This is a genomic window from Methylomonas rapida (genome assembly GCF_024360925.2).
GTDB lineage: Bacteria > Pseudomonadota > Gammaproteobacteria > Methylococcales > Methylomonadaceae > Methylomonas > Methylomonas rapida.
On sequence record NZ_CP113517.1, the window covers coordinates 2,670,225 to 2,692,430 of the forward strand.

General features: G+C 55.5%; 17 protein-coding genes. 7 read left to right on the forward strand and 10 right to left on the reverse strand.

Annotated features, from left to right (window positions below):
- The first annotated feature begins 5 nt into the window (after positions 1–5).
- From NM686_RS12555 to NM686_RS12565, 3 genes are read left to right on the forward strand one after another with little or no spacing between them, the layout of a single operon-like run.
- Entirely contained in the window at positions 6–2,843 is a 2,838-nt protein-coding gene (locus tag NM686_RS12555) for a 2-oxoglutarate dehydrogenase E1 component (RefSeq protein ID WP_255188206.1), read from the forward strand.
- On the forward strand, positions 2,833–4,017 hold the full coding sequence (gene odhB / locus NM686_RS12560) for a 2-oxoglutarate dehydrogenase complex dihydrolipoyllysine-residue succinyltransferase (protein ID WP_255188207.1): 1,185 nt from the start codon (positions 2,833–2,835) through the stop codon (positions 4,015–4,017). The genes NM686_RS12555 and odhB overlap by 11 nt, the downstream gene beginning before the upstream one ends.
- A gap of 50 nt (positions 4,018–4,067) precedes the next feature.
- A complete protein-coding gene (locus tag NM686_RS12565; protein ID WP_255188208.1) occupies positions 4,068–4,703 on the forward strand; it encodes an MBL fold metallo-hydrolase in 636 nt (211 codons plus the stop codon).
- A gap of 223 nt (positions 4,704–4,926) precedes the next feature.
- On the opposite strand, the gene queA is transcribed toward NM686_RS12565, so the two are convergent.
- The 3 genes from queA to NM686_RS12580 all read right to left on the reverse strand — a co-directional run bounded on the left by queA (position 4,927) and on the right by NM686_RS12580 (position 7,602).
- The gene (gene queA, locus NM686_RS12570) at positions 4,927–5,946 is read right to left on the reverse strand and encodes a tRNA preQ1(34) S-adenosylmethionine ribosyltransferase-isomerase QueA (RefSeq protein ID WP_255188209.1); all 1,020 of its coding nucleotides are present in this window, start codon (positions 5,944–5,946) and stop codon (positions 4,927–4,929) included.
- A 159-nt stretch (positions 5,947–6,105) separates the two neighbouring features.
- Complete coding sequence (locus NM686_RS12575; RefSeq protein ID WP_255188210.1) at positions 6,106–7,299, reverse strand: iron-containing alcohol dehydrogenase; 1,194 nt, start codon at positions 7,297–7,299, stop codon at positions 6,106–6,108.
- 6 nt (positions 7,300–7,305) lie between these two features.
- Positions 7,306–7,602: an antibiotic biosynthesis monooxygenase gene (locus tag NM686_RS12580; protein ID WP_269021772.1), complete on the reverse strand. Its 297-nt coding sequence runs from the start codon at positions 7,600–7,602 to the stop codon at positions 7,306–7,308.
- A 215-nt stretch (positions 7,603–7,817) separates the two neighbouring features.
- Here NM686_RS12580 and NM686_RS12585 point away from each other — a divergent pair, with 215 nt between their 5' ends.
- Complete coding sequence (locus tag NM686_RS12585) at positions 7,818–8,738, forward strand: methyltransferase domain-containing protein (RefSeq protein ID WP_255188212.1); 921 nt, start codon at positions 7,818–7,820, stop codon at positions 8,736–8,738.
- A 9-nt stretch (positions 8,739–8,747) separates the two neighbouring features.
- Here the strand turns inward: NM686_RS12585 and NM686_RS12590 are convergent, their stop codons facing one another.
- The gene (locus tag NM686_RS12590; protein ID WP_255188213.1) at positions 8,748–11,330 is read right to left on the reverse strand and encodes an MMPL family transporter; all 2,583 of its coding nucleotides are present in this window, start codon (positions 11,328–11,330) and stop codon (positions 8,748–8,750) included.
- A 471-nt stretch (positions 11,331–11,801) separates the two neighbouring features.
- Here NM686_RS12590 and NM686_RS12595 point away from each other — a divergent pair, with 471 nt between their 5' ends.
- The 3 genes from NM686_RS12595 to NM686_RS12605 are packed head-to-tail and all read left to right on the forward strand — an operon-like array spanning position 11,802 to position 18,638.
- On the forward strand, positions 11,802–12,872 hold the full coding sequence (locus NM686_RS12595; RefSeq protein ID WP_255188214.1) for a DUF389 domain-containing protein: 1,071 nt from the start codon (positions 11,802–11,804) through the stop codon (positions 12,870–12,872).
- Positions 12,873–12,909: 37 nt separating this feature from the next.
- Entirely contained in the window at positions 12,910–14,640 is a 1,731-nt protein-coding gene (locus NM686_RS12600) for an autotransporter assembly complex protein TamA (protein ID WP_255188215.1), read from the forward strand.
- Complete coding sequence (locus tag NM686_RS12605) at positions 14,637–18,638, forward strand: translocation/assembly module TamB domain-containing protein (RefSeq protein WP_255188216.1); 4,002 nt, start codon at positions 14,637–14,639, stop codon at positions 18,636–18,638. Before NM686_RS12600 ends, NM686_RS12605 begins: the two co-directional genes overlap by 4 nt.
- A gap of 42 nt (positions 18,639–18,680) precedes the next feature.
- Here the strand turns inward: NM686_RS12605 and NM686_RS12610 are convergent, their stop codons facing one another.
- The 6 genes from NM686_RS12610 to NM686_RS12635 are packed head-to-tail and all read right to left on the reverse strand — an operon-like array spanning position 18,681 to position 22,195.
- A complete protein-coding gene (locus tag NM686_RS12610) occupies positions 18,681–19,166 on the reverse strand; it encodes a GNAT family N-acetyltransferase (protein ID WP_255188217.1) in 486 nt (161 codons plus the stop codon).
- Between the two features lie 37 nt (positions 19,167–19,203).
- Positions 19,204–19,968 (reverse strand): 3-deoxy-manno-octulosonate cytidylyltransferase, encoded by a 765-nt coding sequence (kdsB, locus tag NM686_RS12615; protein WP_255188218.1) that lies wholly within the window; start codon positions 19,966–19,968, stop codon positions 19,204–19,206.
- Positions 19,965–20,156, reverse strand: coding sequence for a Trm112 family protein (locus NM686_RS12620; RefSeq protein ID WP_255188219.1), 192 nt, complete (start codon positions 20,154–20,156; stop codon positions 19,965–19,967). The genes kdsB and NM686_RS12620 overlap by 4 nt, the downstream gene beginning before the upstream one ends.
- A complete protein-coding gene (gene lpxK / locus NM686_RS12625) occupies positions 20,137–21,150 on the reverse strand; it encodes a tetraacyldisaccharide 4'-kinase (protein WP_255188220.1) in 1,014 nt (337 codons plus the stop codon). Before lpxK ends, NM686_RS12620 begins: the two co-directional genes overlap by 20 nt.
- Complete coding sequence (locus tag NM686_RS12630) at positions 21,150–21,581, reverse strand: ExbD/TolR family protein (protein ID WP_255188221.1); 432 nt, start codon at positions 21,579–21,581, stop codon at positions 21,150–21,152. Before NM686_RS12630 ends, lpxK begins: the two co-directional genes overlap by 1 nt.
- Positions 21,581–22,195 (reverse strand): MotA/TolQ/ExbB proton channel family protein, encoded by a 615-nt coding sequence (locus NM686_RS12635; RefSeq protein ID WP_255188222.1) that lies wholly within the window; start codon positions 22,193–22,195, stop codon positions 21,581–21,583. The genes NM686_RS12630 and NM686_RS12635 overlap by 1 nt, the downstream gene beginning before the upstream one ends.
- Positions 22,196–22,206 lie beyond the last annotated feature (11 nt).

The following is a 22,206-nucleotide window of genomic DNA, read 5'->3' on the forward strand; positions in this document are numbered from 1 at the left end:
GTCGCATGAGCAATTTGCTTGAACTATTTAAAGAGACCTCGGCGTTGTACGGCGGCAATGCCAGCTACATCGAATACCTCTACGAGCAATATCTGAGCAACCCGGACTCCATTTCCGGCACCTGGCGTCAGCGTTTCGACGACATTCACCGCGGCTCCACCGAAGACACCCCGCATAGCGTCATCGTCGAACGCTTCGAGAAACTGGCCATCTCGGAACCCGGCAAACTGGCCAAAATGCAGGGCTTTACCGAGCAGAGCGTCAAAAAACAATCGGCCGTGGCTCGCCTGATCAACCAATATAGGGTCAAGGGCCATCAAATTGCCGACAACAATCCCTTGGGCACGCGCAATACGATACCGGCCGACCTGGAGCCAATCTATTACGGCCTGACCCAGGCCGACATGGATACGCTGTTCGATACCGGCGGCTTATGCGGCATCGACCGCCTTCCACTGCACGCCATCATTCAAACCTTGAAGGAAATCTATTGCGGCAGCATCGGCAGCGAGTTCATGCATATCGTCGATGCCGAACCCAAGATGTGGATCAGGAAAAAACTGGAGGGCGCCAAACCGGACTATGCCAGCCATCCGGAAAAACGCATCTGGCTGTTAAAACAGCTGACTGCCGCAGAGGGCCTGGAGAAATACCTGCATCGTAAATATGTCGGACAAAAGCGCTTTTCGCTGGAAGGCGGCGAATCCTTGATCGTGATTCTGGACGAATTGATCATGCGGGCCGGCGAATACAAGGTCAAGGAAATGGTGCTCGGCATGGCCCATCGTGGCCGCTTGAACGTACTGATCAATATCCTCGGCAAGTGCCCCACCGTCTTGTTTGGCGAATTCGAAGGCACCCACACCTCGTCGCCCGGCGTATTGACCGGCGATGTGAAATATCACATGGGTTTTTCGTCGAATATCGCCACCGCCGCCGATCCGATTCACCTGACTCTGGCGTTCAACCCCTCTCACCTAGAAATCATAAACCCGGTCGTGGAAGGTTCCGTCAAGGCCAGGCAAGACCGGCACGGCGTCGGCGGCATCGACGCCATCGTACCGGTCTTGATACACGGCGATGCTGCATTCGCCGGCCAAGGCATCGTCATGGAAACCCTGAACATGTCGGAAACCCGTGCCTTCAACACCGGCGGCACGGTGCATATCGTCATCAACAATCAGATTGGCTTTACCACCAGCAATCCGTTCGACGCCCGCTCTACGCTGTATTGCACCGATGTCGCCAACATGATTCAGGCGCCGGTATTCCACGTCAACGGCGATGACCCGGAAGCCGTGGCCTTCATCACGCAAGTGGCGCTGGATTACCGCATGACCTTCCATAAGGACGTGGTCATCGATTTGATTTGCTATCGCCGGCTCGGCCACAACGAAGCCGACGAACCCGCCGCGACTCAACCGATGATGTATCAAAAGATTCGTAACCTTTTGCCGACTCGTCAGCTCTATGCGCAAAAATTGATCACCGAAGGCGTCATCACCGACGAAACCGTCGACGCGATCGAACAAGACTATTATCAGCGCTTGAGCGAAGGCCAAGTCGTTTCCCGGCCCATCGTGGAAAACCATAGCTATTCCTACTCTGCCCGCTGGGAAAAATACATCAGCCGCGAATGGGATCAGCACGCCGACACCTCGGTGACTTTAGAGCGCCTTCAATACTGCAATCAGCGACTGCACGATCTGCCGGCGGGATTCGAATTGCATCCCCGCGTCGCCAAGGTCATGGAGGATCGCAATAAAATGGCCAACGGCGAAATGCCGATGGACTGGGGCTTTGCCGAAAACATGGCTTATGCCACCTTGCTGGTGGAAGGCTATCACGTGCGCCTGACCGGGCAGGACATTGGCCGCGGCACCTTTTCACACCGACATGCGATCTTGCTGAACCAGCAAACCGGTGACAATTACATCCCTTTGCAACACCTGAGCGAAGATCAAGGTCGGGCGCAAATTTTCAACTCCTTGTTGTCCGAAGCCGGTGTCTTGGGCTTCGAATACGGCTATAGCTCGACCGTGCCCGACAAACTGGTCATTTGGGAAGCCCAATTCGGCGACTTTGCCAACGGCGCCCAGGTGGTGATCGACCAATTCATTAGCTCGGGCGAAACCAAATGGGGCAAACTCAGCGGCTTGGTCATGCTGTTGCCGCACGGCTTCGAAGGCCAAGGGCCGGAGCACTCGTCAGCGCGGCTCGAACGCTACCTGCAGCTCTGCGCCGACCAGAATATACAAGTCTGTTATCCGACCACGCCGGCGCAAATCTTTCATTTGTTACGCAGACAGTTGATCCGCCAATACCGTAAGCCGTTGATCGTGATGAGTCCCAAGAGCCTGCTCAGGCATAAACTGGCGGTTTCCAGCTTATCCGAATTGACCGATGGGGTCTTTTTGCCGATCATTGGCGAAATCGACGACATCGATCCGTTTCACGTCACGCGACTGATTCTATGCAGCGGCAAAGTCTATTACGATTTACTGGAAGCACGCCGGGAAGCCAATCTAAGACATATCGCGATCATCCGCATCGAACAGCTGTATCCATTCCCCAATGAATACTTCAAAGCGGAAATCGAAAAATACCCCAACGTCGAATTGGTGGTCTGGTGTCAGGAAGAGCCCAAAAACCAGGGCGCTTGGTATCAAAGCAAACACCATTTTTATGAAATCATCGACGAGAATATCCCGATCATTTATGCTGGCCGCGTCCCATCGGCGGCTCCCGCCGTTGGAAGTTATAAAACCCATGTGAACGAGCAAAAAGCCGTGGTGCAATCCGCCCTTTATGGCAACAAAGAAGGAAGAAAAAATGAGTTTTGATATTCTGGTACCCAGTCTCCCCGAGTCCGTCGCCGATGCCACCTTGGTGGCCTGGCACAAACAACCGGGCGACAGGGTGGATGCCGGCGAAAATCTGGCCGACCTGGAAACGGACAAGGTCATCCTGGAAGTGCCCGCGCCCTTTGGCGGGGTCTTGACCGAAATCATCCGCACCGCCGGAGAAACCGTGGTCAGCGGTGAATTACTGGCCAGACTGGATATGCAAAAACAGGCAGCCGCGCAACCCGCAAAACCCGCCGTCCACGAAGAGTCTCCGCTGAGTCCTTCGGTGCGTAAACTGGTTGCGGAAAACGAACTCGACCCGGCGGCCATCAGCGGCACGGGTAAGCATGGCCGCATCCTGAAAACCGATGTCCTGGAATATCTGCACGAGCAGCAAGCCAGCCCGGAAGAACCCACGCCTGCGCTGGACACCAGTCATGTACCGTTGTCAGCTACCGCGGTGGCCAGTTTGCGCCCAGAACAGCGGGTGCCGATGACCCGCTTGCGCGCCAAAATCGCCGAACGTTTGCTACAGGCCCAACAAAATGCGGCGATGCTGACCACCTTCAACGAAGTCAATCTGAAAGCCGTCATCGACCTACGCAACCAATATAAGGAACGTTTCGAAGCCAAACACAATGTCAAACTTGGCTTCATGTCATTTTTCGTCAAGGCCTCCATCGAAGCCCTGAAACGCTTCCCGGCCATCAACGCCTCGATCGATGGCAACGACATCATTTATCACGGCTATTACGACATCGGCATCGCTGTCACCACGCCACGCGGCTTGATCGTGCCAATTTTGCGCGATGCCGATCAACTCGATTTTGCCGGCATCGAAAAAGGCATACAAGACTTCGGCAGCAAGGCCCGCAATGGCTCGATCAGCGTCGAAGACCTGAGCGGCGGCACCTTTACCATCACCAATGGCGGCATTTTCGGCTCCATGCTGTCCACGCCGATACTCAATCCGCCGCAATGCGCGATTCTGGGCATGCATGCCATCAAAGACCGGCCGGTCGTCGAAAACGGCGAAATCGTGATTCGCCCCATCATGTATCTGGCCTTGTCTTATGACCATCGTCTGGTCGATGGCAAGGAAGCGGTGCAATTTCTCGGCATCATCAAGGAAAGCCTGGAAGCACCGGCTCACCTGCTGTTGAATATCTAACTCGCTGCGCGCCGTTGCAGGCGGCGCGCTCCGCTCAATTTAACGACACCATGCGCTATACCATCATCCCGGTCACTTCTTACCAACAAAACTGCACGCTGCTGGTGTGCGAACAAACCCATAAAGCGGCGCTGGTCGATCCCGGTGGCGACCTGGATGTATTACTGGAGGAAGTCGAAAAGCAAAAGGTCGAGCTGGAATCGATATTACTGACGCATGGACACATGGATCATATCGGGGGCGTGGCCGAACTTTCGACACAACTCAATTTACCGATCATCGGCCCGCACCAGGACGATGATTTCTGGATACAAAGCTTGCCGGAACAATGCCGGATGTTCGGTTTTCCAAGATGTGAAAGTTTTACCCCCAGTCGATGGTTAATCGATGGCGATAGCGTGAAGGTCGGTAATGAAAACCTGCAAGTCATCCATTGCCCAGGCCATACCCCAGGGCATGTAGTCTATTTCAGCGCCACGGACCGATTGACAATCGTCGGCGACGTGCTGTTCAAAGGCTCGATCGGTCGGACCGATTTTCCACGGGGCGATTATCAAACCCTGATCGATTCCATTCAACTCAAATTATGGCCCCTCGGCGGCGACATCGCCTTCATTCCGGGACACGGACCGATGTCGACCTTCGGCGAAGAGATGCGCAGCAATCCTTTTGTGGGTATGCGTTAACGTCGAAACTGCAATACGCTCACCCTTGCGAGTTACCAGTCCTTAAATTTAAACTGCTTCAACCGTTGTTTAAACTTTTCCTTGTCACTAAAGTAAAAAATCGCCAGAAAAACCCCAGGCCATAATAGAAACAAAAATATTTGACTCAAAGCGGCAAAACTCATGTGTGCGATCCTCTAAGACTAGGAATGGAAAATGACATTGATTGATCCACATTACCTGATCAGAAAATGGCCATCGCATCGCCATAACTGAAAAAACGGTAACGCTGTTGAATGGCATGCTGGTAGGCGCTCATGACCGCGTCGTAGCCGGCAAAAGCCGAAATCAGCATCAATAAGGTCGATTCCGGCAAATGGAAATTGGTCAACAGCGCATCGACGGTTTTGAACGAGTAGCCGGGGGTGATGAACAAGTCGGTATCGCCGCAACCAGCCGCCAACTCGCCAGATGAGGAAGCGGATTCCAAGGCCCTGACCGCCGTGGTGCCGATGGCGACCACTCGGCCGCCGCGTTTTTTGGCGGCGCGCACGGCGTCGACGCAGGATTGCGACACCTCGAAAAATTCCTTGTGCATGACATGCTGACGCAAATCGTCCACCCGCACCGGCTGAAACGTGCCACTGCCGACATGCAAGGTAACGAAGGTCTTGGGGATGCCCTTTTGTTCCAGTGTCTGCATGATCTTTTGGTCGAAATGCAAACCCGCCGTGGGCGCCGCCACGGCGCCGGCCTGCTTGGCGAACACGGTCTGATAACGTTCCAGATCGTCCTGATCGTCCGCCCGTTCGATATACGGCGGCAGCGGCATGTGTCCGATTTGCGCCAATATTTCCAGCAAGGTCGAATCGGTTTCGAACTGCAAGCGAAACAAATCGTGCTCGCGGCCCAAAACCCGGCAAGTCGTCCCGTTTTGCAAGTGCAACAAGGTGTCGGGTTTGGGGGCTTTGCTGGCTCTGACATGAGCTAGGGCCAGATGCTGATCTTCGATACGCTCGATCAGGATTTCGACCTTGCCGCCGGTGGCTTTGCTGGCAAACAAGCGCGCCGGTATGACCTTGGTATCGTTGAACACCAAGACATCATCCGGCCGCAACAGCTCGATAAAATCTCGAAATCTGGCATCGACGATTTCCCCTGTCCTTCTATTGAGCTGAAGCAGACGACTGGCGCTCCGTTCCGGCAAGGGTTTTTGTGCTATCAGCTCGGGCGGCAGGTGGTAATTGAAATCGCTTTTTTTCATTTTGAAACAGGCGTTGTCAGTTGTAGTATTCATCCACCTCTTAGAAAAAGAGGGTCGCGGTGAGATTTTTTCAACAAATTCCCGCTCACGTCCCCCTTTTCAAAGGGGGACGTGAGCATTCAGGAATAGGCGAGAAATGAGCTGGGCAATGGCAGGCACTCACAGCCGCTGCAGCAAAATCTCGCGAATCTCATCATCCGTCAGCACGATGGGATTGGTTTGCATGCTGCTGCCACGGCTATTGGCGATGATCAAGGTAAAATCCGCTTCGCCGATGCCGTAGCATTGCAGGCGCGGCAATTGCAGACGTTCGCTCCAATCCGCCAGTATTTCGATCAGGGCATTACGCGCGCCATCGTCATCCAAGTCGTGCCTGTCGCTCAGCAAACGCCCGACTTGTGCATATTTAGCCAGCGCCGGATGGTTGGGTTCCCGCGCTCGCAAGGCTTGAATATTGACTGCCGTCGCGGCGGCCACCAGCGTGCCGCAAACGACACCGTGCGGGATCGGGAAATAGGCGCCCAATGGTGACGCCAGACCATGGACCGAACCCAAGCCGACTTGCGCCAGGGTAATGCCGGACAATAAGGCGGCATACGCCATCGCCCCACGACCAGCGCTAGCTTCTGGCTCCCTGCCCCCCCACGCTGCAAAGAAACCTTCCTTGACCGCAGACATACCGCTCCAGGCCAGGGCGTCGATAAACGGATTGGCCTTTAACGAGACATAAGATTCCAATAACTGGGTGAAGGCATCCATGCCGTCGGCGGCGACCAATTCCGGCGGACAGCTGGCCAGTAAATCCGGGTCTATGACGGCGTATTCCGGGATCAAGCATTCGTCGCGAAACGATTTTTTAAAACCTTCCGGACCTTGTACGCTCAACACCGCGTTTTTGGTGGCTTCGCTGCCGGTACCGGCTGTGGTGGGCACGGCGATGAACGGCGTGCTGGGGCCACGATAAGGCACGTTTTTGCCGACCCCTTCGAGATGATCCATCACCGAATTGCCATGTGGCAGCAAACCGGCAATGGCCTTGGCCGCATCGAGTACACTGCCGCCGCCGATGGCGATGACCACGTCGATGGCTTCGGCGCGAAATTTGGCCACCACTTCGTCAACCAATTTCGGTGACGGTTCGCCGGAAACCGTGACGTGAAACCAGCGCACGCCCTTGGCATTCAGGGCCTTGGTAAACGCCGACCAGCGCGGCGTATGGCAAAAAGACTGTTTCCCCGTCACCAGCAAAGCGGTCTTGCCGTAGCTGGCGGCCAAGGCCGGCACTTCGTTGATGCGTCCGGCACCGTAACTGATGCGGGGTAATCGGGATATCGAAAATGGCGAGAATGGCATGATGTCTTATCCTTGTGGAAACAAGCCTTTGTACGAGATACCCTGGCGAGGCTCGGCCATCCAGTCGGACACGCTGTCGCGCCAGGCCAGATAATGGGCGGTTTGTTTATGCGCGGCGGCATCCTCGGCAGAAACGTAAGCTTCGTACAATACAAAACGCGCGGGGTCTTCCGGCGATTGCAACACATCGAAGCGGCGATTGCCGGATTCCTGTACCGACGCCTCGTGATTGAGCCGCGTCGCGGCAATGAAATCGTCTATATGCTCGGGTTTGACATGAACATGAACCAACGTAACGTGCATGGTGGCGCCTCGTGAACAATAAATGAAAGCCTCATTATACGCCAGCAAGCCTTGCCAACCATGCCCCACTGTCATTAACACCCAGGAGAGTACTGTCGAAGAAGTCAGAGTGGATAAGTTAAGCCGCTCGACAGGCTTATCACGAACGGCTTAACTTGGCTAACTGGCTTATAATGCGCCCTTCTTCGACCACTCACCACTTCTTTCAAACCACGATGTACACCATAGAACCGAACCAGGATTATCGCGACCAAAGCTTGCGTCAGGATCAGGCACTTTCCACCGAAGAACTCAAGGCTGATGCCACCCAGCATTACGATGAATGTTATCGCGACTATTTGTTTGCCTGGTGTAACCGTGACAATCTGGCTTTGCATTACGGCTATTGGGACGATGACAAGCCTTACAATCAACATCAGGCCTTGCTGAACAAGAATCAGGTGCTGTACGACAAAGCCGCCATTCAAGCGGGCGACAAGGTGCTTGACGCCGGTTGCGGCATTGGCGGCAGCACGATATGGATGGCCAGGGAACACGGCAACCGGGTTACCGGCATCACGATCAGCGCCAAGCAGGCCGACTACGCCCGGCAACACGCACGCCGCCACGGCGTGGCGGCATTGGTCGATTTCGAGGTGGCGGATTTTTGCGCGACGCCGTTTGCCGATGCCAGCTTCGATGTGGTGTGGGCCCTCGAAAGCTCTTGCCATGCCTTGAACAAAGGCGATTTTTTACGCGAGGCCTTCCGGGTCTTGAAACCCGGCGGCCGCGTGGTGGTTTGCGACGGCTTTTTATTGCAACGGCAATTCACCGAACAGCAATGGCAGGCCGTGGTGACCTGTCTCAATGGCTGGGCGGTGCCGAATTTGTGTTCTCGCGACGAAATGGAAGGTTTATTGGCACAACAAGGCTTCGCAAACGCTCAATGCCACGACATCACCGCGCAAACCCAGGCTTCGGTCGAGCACATGTACAAGGTGGCCAAGCGCCTGCAGCCTGTGCAAAAAATCAGCCAATGGCTGGGACTGCGCACCAAGGCGCAAACCGCGAATTATCTGGTCGGCTTGGCGCAATACCAGCTATTCAATGAAAAACTGACAGAATACCTGATTTTCACCGCGCAAAAGCCGAGCTGAGGCCTTGATTCATTTAACGCCGATTTTGCTGGCCATGGCTGGTAAAACCAGCATGCTGCAAATAATCATCAGCGAAATGCCAATCGCCAGCAGTAAACCCATGCTGGCGGTGCCGGCATGGGTGTTGAACGCCAGACTGGAAAAACTGCAGAAGGTGGTCAGGGCACTGTAAAACACGCCGCGGGCCGAGCTGGATTGCAATAACTCTTCGTGATTATCCTGATGTTGCAGTCTATGCACGATATGAATCCCGCTATCGACGCCCATGCCCAGCAACAACGGCAGCACGATGATGTTGGCGAAATTGAAGGGGTTGTTCAGCAACACGTTAAAGGCGCCGGTCAACAAGGACGCCAACAGCAACGGCGTGACGATCAACACGGTGTCTTTCACACTGCGGGTCAATATCAGCAATAACAGCACTATCATCACCAGCGCGCTGGAAAAAGCCTGCACGAAGGCCGCCACCACGGCTTGACCCGATGTGACGTCGCCTATCGGCAAGCCGAACACATTGGTATACGTTGCCATGATCTCATTGACGAAGGCTTTTAGGTTTTCCGCATCATTCAAGTCTTTTTTCGGCAGCACCACTACCCGGTACACCCCGTCGTTGCCGGCCCATTGCGAACGAACCTCATCGGGTATGTCATCCATGCCGAAAGGCTCCGCCGTCAAACCATCTCTGAGCATCAACATGGTATGCGGCAACAGTTTCAACACACTGTCTTCCAGGCGCGCATACACGTCCTGCGGATTTGGCTGACTATCGGCGTATCGAACGAAATCGGACACGTCCCGAGATAGCTTGTTCAGCACGTCGCTTGCGGACTGACCATCTGGTTGGGCAAGTCTTTTTTGCAAGGTATCCTGCAATTTCAGCAAAGCCGCGCGGATGTCGGATGCTTCCGGCGGTTTGGCGAATCGGTTCAATTGCACCGGCATGATCATGTTCAGGTTGTCGATGATCTCCAGTTTCTCGTCCTGTTGTTCCGCCACCAGGCTGCTCAGCGTAATGGCTTCATGGACGCCGGGCAGCTTAGCGAATTTGGCCGCCACTTCATCGGCCTGGGCCAAGCTCTCGGTCAATGCCGAGGTCGCAAAAGGGGAATCGGTCTGACTGCGGAGCAGCTTCCTGAAAGCCACCACCGATTGCGTGGTCGGATCGCGTAAGTTGATCGGGTTGGAATCGAACTTGAGATGGGTCAGGGTCCAGCCGGCCAAAATGGCCGCCAACAAAGCAACAAGCATCACAGCCTTGGCGTGGCGAAACGGAAACGTGTAGACCCAATCGGGTAGCCAACCGTTAGCCCCATCGGACAATGGCTTGATCGGCAAAAGTTTCAACAAGGCTGGTAATAGCGTTAGCGACACTAACAAACCGATGAAAATGCCGCCACCGGAAATTACACCCAACTCCGATACGCCTTTGAAATCGGTCGGAATGAACGCAAAAAAACCGATAGCCGTCGTGGCTGCACACAAAAACAGCGACTTGCCGACGGTATGCATGCTATTGCCAATGGCTTGTTCGGTATCCATGCCTTGCCCCCGGCATTCTTGATGACGCATGCAAAGGTGGGTCGCAAAATCCACGCCCAAGCCGATATACAGCACCGCGAAGGCAATCGAAATCAAATTGAGATGGCCGATGCTGACCGCGGCAAAACCCGCCGTCAGCACCAAACCGACGATCAAGGCCATGAAGGTCACGAACAACAAGCGCCAGGAGCGAAAACCGACCAATAGCGCCGCGCAAACCAACAACAACGAGACAATACTGGAAACCACCATACCCTGGTTCACGGTTTCCATTTCCTCGTGTTCCAGCGCGATTTCACCGGTAAAGCTCAGGTTGACGCCCGGAAATTGCGGCGCCATGTCGTTGGCCAGATTGCGCAGATAATTCATGGGTCCAGCGGCCGGTAACAGCTGGTCGAAATCCAAATGCGCCCGCGCAATCACCAGACGGCGCGTTTGCTCCTGACCAAAGCTCTCCTCGGTCAATAACTGCTGCCACGATAAGTAATGCTGCTGATCCGCCTTGATCGCCAAAATCGATTGGTCGATTGCATTCAACAACGGATCCAACGGCATCGTCAGATCCTGTTCCTGTCCATCCAGCGCCAGCCCGATGATGTCCATCAATCCGGCGAAATGATAATGCGCCGACAAGTAACCTATGAAAGGCTGGGCATCGACCAGCTTGACGGACAAGTCTTCCAGCTCGCCCAAGCCCAGATACAAAAAACCTTGCTGGCGGAAAAAGGCGTTATCGACCGGAATATAGGCCGAATCGAAAAAACGCTTCTCGCCTTGTAAACGCTTTTTGATGTAATCGGCGGCAATGGCGGTTTGCTCAGGCGTCGGCGATTCCACCATCACGATAATCGCGGAAGCATCCATCGGAAAGGCTTCGTCCAGCTTCGCACGTATCTTGATGAAGGGTAAATCCCTGGACAGTAAATCGGTGGTATTGGTGTTGATGCCAAGGTTACCCATCGTGTAATACCCACTAGCGACGGTGATGCTGAAAAACAGCAACACGATGCTCCAGGGAAAGCGAATGGGGAGATTTACAAAGAATGACAAGAGTCTATTGGATATAGTGTTGACGACAGAAGACATAAGACTGTAGATATGGAAACCCAGGAAAACTCACCGAGGCAAGTTTGAACACGATCGCCGCGCCATTCATCATGGCAGGGACACGAAAAAGCCGCCAGAGCAGATAACGGCACGGGTACTGATGAAGCCGATAGGAAACGCGGGATAGAAACCAAAGGCTGAATTATAGGCCAAAGCACTGATTTGGCACAGTAGCAGAGTATTCTGCTAAGCCGCGCGAATAAACTTATCCTTGATTCGAGCGGGCAAGGCAATAATTCGCCTCGCTGGCCGGCTGCAGAGCTAACGAAAAAACCGTTAAAAAACAGCCGCAACGCTGTTTGCATACTGCAGAAATCAATGCAATTTTCCATTCGACACGGACCCTCTTCCATTTCCCCAACAATGTCGCTAGGCTCTATGCATGGTCCATCTCCACTAACCCAAGGCTCAACGATGTTTGGATTCGAGAATCGCTCAGAAACCGACCTAGAAAAAATTCAAGCCGCGCGGGCGGATATCGCGCTCAACGCCCAGTTCGACAAGGCCTTCATCATCATGAACGCGCTGGCGGCGGTTATTGCGTCCTACGCGCTGCTGGCGGACAGCGGCTCCGGCGTAATCGGCGCGATGCTGGTGGCGATGCTGCTAAGCCCTATTGCCGGCATTTCCTTGGCATTGGTAGATGGCGAATCGGACTTGTTCAAACAGTCCCTGCTATCGCTGGGCGGCGGTATCGGCATCGTCCTGCTATGCTCGCTGGTGGTCGGCTTGCTGCATACCGATATTCCGGCCGGCAAGGAATTGTTGGCGCGTACCCGGCCGAATTACATGGACCTGATGATTGCGTTGGCGGGCGGCGCGGTCGGTGCCTATGCGGTCATTTCGCCGCGCATCGTCAATGCCGTGGTCGGCGTGGCGATTGCGACAGCCTTGGTGCCTCCCTTGTGTTCGGGCACCATTTTTGCCGCGCGCGGCGAATGGGAAAACGCCGGCGGTGCTTATCTGCTGGCGTTTGCCAACATCGTTGCGATTCAATTTTCCTCGTCGGTGGTGTTGTGGCTGGCGGGCTTTCATAAGGCCATCGACTATTTCTATCGCAACGACAGAGTCATCTGGCTCAATGTGATCAGCCTGTCATTGCTTGCCATACTGTTCACGTCCCTAGGCGCCAACACGCAAAAGGTCGTCGTCAAAATGCTGTTCGAAACCAATACCCGCAAGATAATGCAGCAGGAACTGGAGCATTATCCCGGCGCGCGCATGAGCGAACTGACGATCGCCGAGGAAGACGACAAAAACATCGTGCGCGTCGTGGTCCGCAGCCCGTTCGGTTTCTCGGCGAAGGACGTCGAATTGCTGGAGGCAAAATTACCCGATGCTCCCAACAAACTACCCCTGGAATTGCGCCTGCGCCATGTCAAAGTCGTAGTGATGACCAAACGGGGGCCCAAATACGATTTAACCCTGAGCGAGGCCGAACCTTTGGCGCAAGACAGCGAAAACGCCGGCGCGACCGAAGAGTAATCCTATCCGCCAAGGCCACCCAACAATCGGCGAGACCATGCGGCCGACCCTGCGAAAATTTCTAGCCATCGGGCTGGGCGCTTTGTTGATTGTGCCGTGCGCGGCTGTTTGCGAGGTCACGATTAGCGGCCTGGACGAGGAAGCGGAAAACAACGTCAGGCTGCTGTTGTCGCTATCCAAGGAGGACTGCGCCAGCGCGGAATGGAAAATTCGACAGTTACACGCCAAATCCGGCCAGGAAATCGATCAGGCCATGCGCGCCTTGGGCTATTACCACGCCAAAACCGACAGCACACTGACATTCAGTGGTGACTGCTGGCAAGCGCACTATAACGTGGACGCCGGCGAACCGGTGCTGATCGACTCCATGGACATCGTGTTTCACGGCGAAGCCGCCACCGACGACGCCTTTCAAAAGCTCGCGGACAAGCTCAAAGCCGATACCAGTCCCGTCCTGCACCACGGACAATACGAAAAAATGAAAAGTCGAATCGAAAATCTCGCCAGGGAACGCGGCTATTTCAACGCCCGCTTCAGCGAGAAAAAATTGCTGATCGATAAAGACAACAACAGTGCCGAGATCAAGCTGGTGTTCGATTCGGGCCAGCGCCTGGTATTCGGCGACATCAACGTCACTCAGGACATACTCACCCCAGACTTCGTCGATAAGTTCATTTCCGTCAAACCCGGCGACTATTACAGCAGTGAAACGCTGGCCAATACCCATAACGCCCTAGCCAAAAGCGGCTATTTTGACAGCGTGGATATTCACCCCGATCTGGAGCAAATCCAGCAGCGCAGCGTGCCCATCAACTTGCAGCTGTATCCCAAAAAAGTTCATCATTACAGCATCGGCGCCGGCTACGACACCGACAAGGGACCCTTGGTCGCGGCCAGTTACGACAACCGCCGACTGAATCGAGAGGGTCACTTTCTGACGGCCGACATCGACCTGTCGCCGGTATTATCCACGGCCAGCGCCGAATACAGCGTGCCGCTGGAACGCCCGACCAGCGATTTTTTCAGCTTTGGCGCCGGTCTCAAACGCGAAGATACCGACAGCTATGATTCCTTATCCGGCAAGCTCTCGGGGCGCCTAAAACACACGTTCGACAACGATTGGCGGCAGACGCTGTTTTTGGATCAGGTTTACGAAAGCTTCAATGCCGATGATGAAGATAGAGACGCCCTGCTCTTGCTCGCAGGCGGAAGCTGGCTGCGTTCGGTCGCCGACGATCCGCTGCGGCCCAAGCGCGGTTATCGGCTGGAGTTCAATGTCGCCGGCACTTACAAAAATCCGCTGTCGGACGTCAGCCTGCTGCAAGGTTCATTGGCTGCGGTCTGGACCCACCCCGTGCCATGGGATGGGCGTTTGATTTTGCGCGCCGAACAAGGCGCCACCTGGGTAGACGACTTCGACAAACTGCCGACGACCTACCGCTATTATGCCGGCGGCATGAACAGCATTCGCGGCTACGACTACAAGGAACTGGGCTCCAAAAACGCCAAGGGCGATGTGATTGGCGGACGCTTTCTCAGCGTGGTCAGCGTCGAATACGAGCAGGCCATCCTGGAAAACTGGGGGGTGGCCGCCTTCATAGACAGCGGTAATGCCTACAATCTGGACGACATCCGCATGAAAACCGGCGCCGGCCTGGGTCTGCGCTGGTACTCGCCGATAGGGCTGGTGCGGGTGGATTTTGCGGTGCCATTGGATGAAGCCGATTCCTCCTTTCAATTCCATTTTGCCGCCGGCACCCGCTTATGAAAAAGCGCATCGCCTTGCTGATCCTGTTGCTGCCCGGCTTGATCTTGCTCGGCACGCTGGGTTTGCTGAACAGCGAATCCGGTAGTCGCTGGCTGCTGGAGCGCTTGCTGTCCACGCTGCCGGCACAGACTACTTTCGCGCGCATGGAAGGCTCGTTGCTGCGGCAGGTCAGTCTCTCCGAGTTGCAATACCAAAGCCCGAACCAGTCCATCCGCATCGCGCGCCTGAACTTTTCCTGGCAACCCCGACAATTGCTGGCGGGCCGCTTGAAAATCGTCGAGATCAGCCTGGATGACGTCGACATCGTCATCAAACAGCCCAGCAAGACCTCCGAGGATGGCAGCTTCGACTGGAACGCGGAATTTCCGCTCCCGCTGCAATTGATCCTGGAAAAGCTATCTGTCACCAACCTGCGCTATCAAGCGGGCGATACCCAGATAGAGTTGCAACACTTGAATATTTCGGCGCTGACCCAAAAGGATCGGCTGGAATTGACTGCGTTGACCCTGGCGGCCAAGCCCTTCAGCGCACAAGCCCATGGCGTCATGCAGATAGGCAAGCGGTTTCCGTTCAAGCTGCAAACTAACTGGCGACTGGATACCGAGGAATATGGACAGTGGCAAACCAACACCCATATTGAAGGCGATGCCGAGCGACTGCTTATCACCAGTCACCAATCCTCGCCTTTTGTTCTGGATGTGCAGGGTGAACTCGAACAGCTGCAAAGCCTGCCGCAGTTTCAGCTGCGTGGGGACTGGCGGCAATTGAACTGGCCGCCCGTGGCCACTCCGGCCCAAATCAGTAGCGAACAAGGTTATTTTGCAGTCAGTGGAACAACGGATGATTATCGGCTGACGTTATCCGCGCCATTGACGCAGCCTTATCTGCCACAAGCGCAATTGCAGTTTTCCGGCCAGGGTAGCCGCACGGGCATCCGCATCGAGGACTTGCGTATCGACTCCGAAGCCGGCGCCTTTCAATTGCATGGCCAGGTCAATTGGCAGGATGACACCAGTTTTGCGCTGAACGCCAGCGGTAAAAACTTCAATCCCGCCCTCTTGGCGCCGCAGCTGCCGGGCAACTTGACGTTTCAGGCGCGGCTGAATGGCAAAATCGGCGAAAGCATCAAACAGTTGCACGCCGAAATCGACAGACTCGATGGCCAGTTACGCGGCAATCCAGTGCAGGCTCACGGCCGCCTGAGCCTGACCAACGACGATATAACCCTGGACAAGCTGACGCTCAAATCTGGCCGAAACCGTATCGATATCGACGGCACTTGGGGACCCGAGGACTCCAATCTTGAATTCAGCATGGACGCTCCGGCTTTGGTCGGTTTATGGCCCGGCCTGCAGGGTAGCTTCAAAGGCGACGGCCAAGTGCGAGGAAGCCGGCAAAATCTTGTAGCCCGTTTCAAAGCCCGCGGAAATGGCTTGCGATTCGATCAGTATCGGATCGGCAAGCTAGGCCTGGACTTGGACTACGCTGCCGCGCTCAACGCAAGATCAAACCTTCAATTAAACGCCAGCGCCATCGAAATAGGCTCGCAGGCTATCCAGTCACTGCGGATGTCGGGAAGCGGCAATGCAAAACGGCATCAGCTGGAGCTGACGTTACGCAGCCCTCTCGCCGCGCTTTCCAGCCACGTGAGCGGCGAACTGCGGGAGAATCGCTGGCAGGCAAACTTGAGCAAGCTGACAATCGAACATCCCCAGACCGGCCCCTGGCAATTGCGCGCACCGGTCAAGATTGCGGTCGAGCAACAGGGCGCAGGTTTGACGGCCAATCTGGGCGAAATCTGCCTGATTCGACAGGCGGCATCGTTATGCGGCCAAGGCAATTATCACGCTGCGGGTGATTTCGACCTGCTGCTGCGCGCCGCCGCGCTACCCACCGAATTGCTGCAACCCTATCTCGCCGATGATTGGCGACTGGTTGGCGTCCTGAATGCCGAGGCCGAGCTGAAGCGGCAACAAGGACGGCTCAGCGGCGGCTATCGCCTGGAGATGCCGGCCGAGGCCAAACTGATCGCAAAAGAGGCAGACAAGGCAACAGAACTTAACCTGGGCAAATTGACGATAAACGGCCAGTTAAAGGATACGCTACTGGCCAGCGATGTCGATCTGGCATTGATTGGCGACGATTATCTGCGTGCACAATTGCAGCTCGACACGCGTCCTTCGGGCGCCTTGTCCGGCTACATCGCCGCCGCGGTCGACGACTGGGCCCTGGTTCAACCCTTCATACCCGGCGAGGCCGAAATCAAGGGGCAATTGCTCGCCGATATACACTTGCGTGGCAGCGCGCCATCGCCCCGGATCAGCGGCAACGTCAGGCTGCAAGACGGCGCGATAAGTCTGCCCAACCTTGGTATGGCATTGCATGCCATCAATTTGCGCGCGCAGGCGGCGGAAGACGGCGGCGATCGTATCCAGCTCGACGGCAATTTTATCCCGGCCTGGCTAGCCACCGCCGACAGCCCAGGCCGGCCAGAATTCAACGGGCGTATCGAGGTTACGGCCGCCTTGCAGCAAACACAAAAACAATGGCGGGGTGATTATCGCCTCGACCTGCCTGCCAACAGCCGCATCAGCCTCGAAACAGCCGAAACCCGTCTCAAGGTTCCGTTCGCGGCTTCGTCGCTGAGCGGCAGCTTCGAGCCTGACCATGTTTCGGCACGGCTCGATGTGCGCATGAACCAGCAGGATTTTTTACTGAGCCAATTGCAAATCGACAACGGCCAGACTATTTCGGGCCAGGTCAATGCCTCGATACGGGACCTCGGCTTGTTCGACGCGCTGCTGCCGGATTTGAACGCCATACGCGGCCTCATCAAGGCCGACCTGTTAATCCAGGGCACTATCGAGCAGCCGACCGCCATCGGCTCGATCGGATTGACGCAAGGCGCGGCCGAGGTATCCGCTGTGGGAATCGCTCTGCGTGAACTCGAGTTGCAGTTGGATGCAACCCAGGGACAGACGGAAAATCTGAAAATTTCCGGTAGAGCCCTATCGGGCAAAGGCATGCTGACCATTCAGGGCCTGGCCGATCTGAAAGGCAACGCCGATATTTCATTGCGCGGCACTGATTTTGAACTGGTCAAGCTGACCGAGGCTCAAGTCGAGGTCAGTCCAGCCCTGCATTTGAAGGCCACGCCTACCCATGCCAAGGTCGATGGCCGGCTGGACATACCCAAGGCGATCATCACGCTGACGGAATTACCGGAAAATGCGGTGACGGTCAGCGAGGACGAAACCATTCTGGGGCAGACCGAAACGGCAAAAAAACCAGCCTCGGCGCCGGATCTGGATGCCAACATCGACATAGAGCTTGGCAAACAGGTCAGTTTCTCCGGCCAGGGTCTGAACACCGATTTGGCCGGCCGGCTGAAACTGATTAAAACCGGGCAACAAACCGATCTGCACGGCAGCATAGACATGAAAAACGGCCATTACAAAAGTTACGGCCAGGACTTGACGATACGCAAGGGCCGTTTCCTGTTCAATGGCCCGGCCGACTCGCCGTGGCTGGATGTGGAAGCCACTCGCCTGTCCAAAAGCAAGGAAGTCACGGCGATACTGAATTTGAGCGGGCCACTGAAGTCGCCAAAAACCCGGATTTATTCCGAGCCCTCGCTACCCGAGTCCGACGCGTTGGCCTATCTGATTACCGGTTCGCCATTGAATCAGGTGGGTAAATCGGATGGCAACATGGTCGCCAGCGCCGCGATCGCCTATGGCATGGGGCAGTTATCCTGGCTCACGACTCATCTGGGCGTGGACGAATTCGACGTGGAACAAGGCAGCGCGCTGCAAGACACACTGGTAACGATGGGCAAGTACCTAACGCCCGATTTTTACGTCGGCACCCGATTAAACATTTTCAATAAACAGGCTGTTTTGGTGCTGAAACATAAATTGACCAACACCTTGAATGTCGAAACCCAATCCGGAACCTCGCAACGCATCAAGCTGAATTACGAAGTCGAAACCGATTGAAGCCAGGCCCCGAAATGCCTGGCCTGTCTAGTAAACGCCGATTCATCGTTCCTGAACCGGATGCGAGCGCAAGCAAATCTGCATCACGTTCACCCTGCAAGTCCGATAGTCTTCCTCGCCAAGCAGGCGCCAGCCCAACTTGTGATAGAACGCCGCCCGATCCGGCGTGAATAGATACAAATTCTCGATCCCGGCATTTTGCGCCCGCAGCATCAGATACCGCACCAATTCAGAACCCAAGCCACGTCTTCTAAAGGCCGGTGCCACGAACACGCTGGCCAGCCAAGGCGTCCATTCAGGATGCGTATCCATATCGCAATCGACGATTGCCGCAGAACCCGCCAACTGGCCGTCGCATTTACAAATGAAGGTGCTAGGCACCAAGCCATCATCCAGATAATGCTGCATCGATTCGACACGGTCGCGCAGACTACGCCCTGGATTCAGATGCGCCCATTCCGCATGATGCCAGGCCGCCAATGCGGGGATATGTTGTGGTTCTTGCGTCAGATCGAGGATGTGCTTCATGAACTGGCCAGCGGTTTCAAATCCAGGCAGCCATCCGTCACGCCTGCCCCAATCGTAACGCCACCCGCCACAAATCTTCTTCGGTATCCACGCCTGCTTCCGGGGTTTGGTCGACGATTTTCACCAGCACTTTTTCGCCGTGCCACAGAATTCGCAGTTGCTCCAGGGACTCGACGCTTTCCAGCGGCGATGCCTCCCAACCACAATAACGCCGCAAGAAACCGACCGTGTACGCATACATGCCGATATGGCGTAAATACGGCAGTTTGGCCTTGTCTGGCGTATGGTGATCCGGGAAATTAGCCCTATCCCAGGGAATCGACGCCCGGCTGAAATATAAGGCATAGCCGTTTTTATCCAGCACCACTTTGACAGCATTGGGATTGAAGATTTCATCGGCCTCTTCGATCTTCGCCGCCAGCGTCGCGATACCGGCCTGATTTTGTCCGGCCAGGGCCAAAGCCGCATCCCGAATGTAGGCCGGCGGAATCAAGGGCTCATCGCCTTGTAGATTGACGACGATGTCGGCCGCTGACCATCCGAGTTTATCCGCGACTTCCGCGATGCGTTCGGTGCCGGATTGATGTTGCGGGTCGGTCATCACCACCTGTAGCCCCAACGCCGACACGGTGTCAAAGATGCGCTGATCATCGGTCGCAACGACCACTTGCTCCGCTTCGGCCTCCAGCGCGCGTTCGCAGACGTGGGCTATCATCGGCTTGCCGGCGATGTCCAGCAAGGGCTTGCCGGGCAGGCGCGTCGACGCGTAGCGCGCCGGAATCACGACTTTGAAGGCTGTCATTTGCGCAAGGCTTCCGCTTCTTCGAAACTCAGTTCGCGTGCTTCGTCTTCCAGCATCACCGGAATATCGTCGCGAATCGGGAAAGCCAGATTATCGGCCTTACAGATCAGTTCCTGTTTGTCTTTATCGTAAAGCAGCGAGCTTTTGCAGATCGGGCAAGCCAGGATATCAAGCAGTTTTTTGTCCATGAGTTTTGTCTTTGAGTAATGAGAGTAATTGTTCGGAAAAGGCTTCGGGCAACGAGGCATCGACCGGCAAATACCAGTGATGAGATTGGGCGAAACCGCTACATTTGACCGCGTCCTTCTCGGTCATGATCAGGGGCAATGCGTCCTTGAAGCGCAAATCCGCGGCACTGAAGGCATGGTGATCAGGAAAAGGGTGGGTTTGACAATCCAGGCCGGCCGCGGCCAATTGCTTGAAAAAACGGTTTGGATTGCCGATACCGGCCAGCGCATGGCATGACGTTCCTGCAAATGCCGCCAAGGGCTTGGCTGCGCCGGTTTGCAGATTGAGCAGACGCTCGCCCTGACATTGCATCGCAAATTCGCCGTCCAGCAATTCTTCGCCGCCATTGACCACGACCAAATCCGCTTCCTTGACCCGCTCCGGCGGCTCGCGCAACGGCCCTACCGGCAGGCAATAGCCGTTACCGAAACGACGCTCGCCGTCGATGACGACGATTTCGATGTCGCGCTGCAAGGCATAATGCTGCAAACCGTCGTCGGAAATGATCACGTCGCAAGCGTTGCTTGCCAACAACTGCCTGGCCGCCGCCGGCCGGTCCGCGCCGATCACGACCGGACAGCTGCAACGTCGCGCCAATACCAAGGGTTCGTCACCCACCAAGGCAGGGTCGCTATTGGCCATAACGGCTTGTGGCTTCTGATTCGCCGTGCCAGCATAGCCCCGACTGATCACGCCCGGCTTGTAGCCCTGGCGTTGCAACAGCTCGACCAGCCAGATCACCAGCGGCGTCTTGCCGGTGCCGCCCACGGTCAGATTGCCGACTATGATGACCGGCACCGGTAATCGCGTGCTGGACAAGCGTCCGGTCTTGTAAAGCCAACGCCGCAAACGCATCACATCAACATACAGCAATGACAATGGCATAAACCATGCCGAGATATACATCTCTTTGTACCAGGCATCTTCAAACCAGCGCACCAGTGTTTTTTTCATCATTTCTCCGGCGGATTGATCGCAAAAGTGACATGGTTAAAGCCCAATTGATTGGCGACGTCCAAGGCGCCGACCACCGCTTGATGCGGGGTTTTGCCGTCGGCGCTGATGATGAACGGCAATTGTTTGGCATCGCCGGAAAACGCGGCCAGAGCGTCTTTCAAACTTTGCAGGCTTTGCTCGGCCAGTGGCTGCGCTTTGCCATCCTCACCGGCAATCGCGTATTTACCGTCGGCATCGATGAACAGATTGATCGCCTTGCTGGCTTGTTCGCGTTCTTCGCCACTGGCTTCCGGCAGGTTGATTTTCAGGTTGGTGTGATGGCGAAAGGTCGTCGCCACCATGAAGAAAAACAGCAGCACCAACAACACGTCTATCATAGGAATCAGGCCTATCTCGACGGGCGCGCGTTTTTTGCGGCGGAACTCCATCAGGCGTCCTCTCGATTACCCTGCATGATGTCGACCAGACGCAGGGACTCTTCTTCCATGCGCACCACGTGATCGTCCACCACGCGCTCGAAATAGCGGTGAAAAAATAGACTCGGAATCGCCACCGCCAGACCGGAGGCGGTACAAATCAAGGCTTCCGAAATACCCGCGCTCAATATGGCCGGATCGCCCATGCCGCCTACGGCGATGTCGGAAAACACGCGGATGATGCCGCCGACGGTACCCAGCAAACCCAACAATGGCGTCACAGTGGCCAGACTGCCGAGCGCGTTCAGATAGCGCTCCAATTCGTGCGCAACCTGGCGACCGACTTCTTCTATACTGGTTTTCATGATTTCGCGGCCGTGTTTGCGGTTGAGCAAGCCTGCGGCCAATATCCGCCCCAACGGCGAACTCATGCGGATCCGGCGTATCGTGGCATCGTCCAGTTTATTGTCGCGATGCAGCTGCCAGATATATGGCACCAAATCGGTCGGTATGATGCGCTTACGCTGCAACGTCCAGAAACGTTCACCGATGATCGCCATCGCCGCAATCGAACATAAAATGATCGGCAGCATCATCCAGCCGCCGCTTTTAATGATTTCAAACACCTAACAAATTC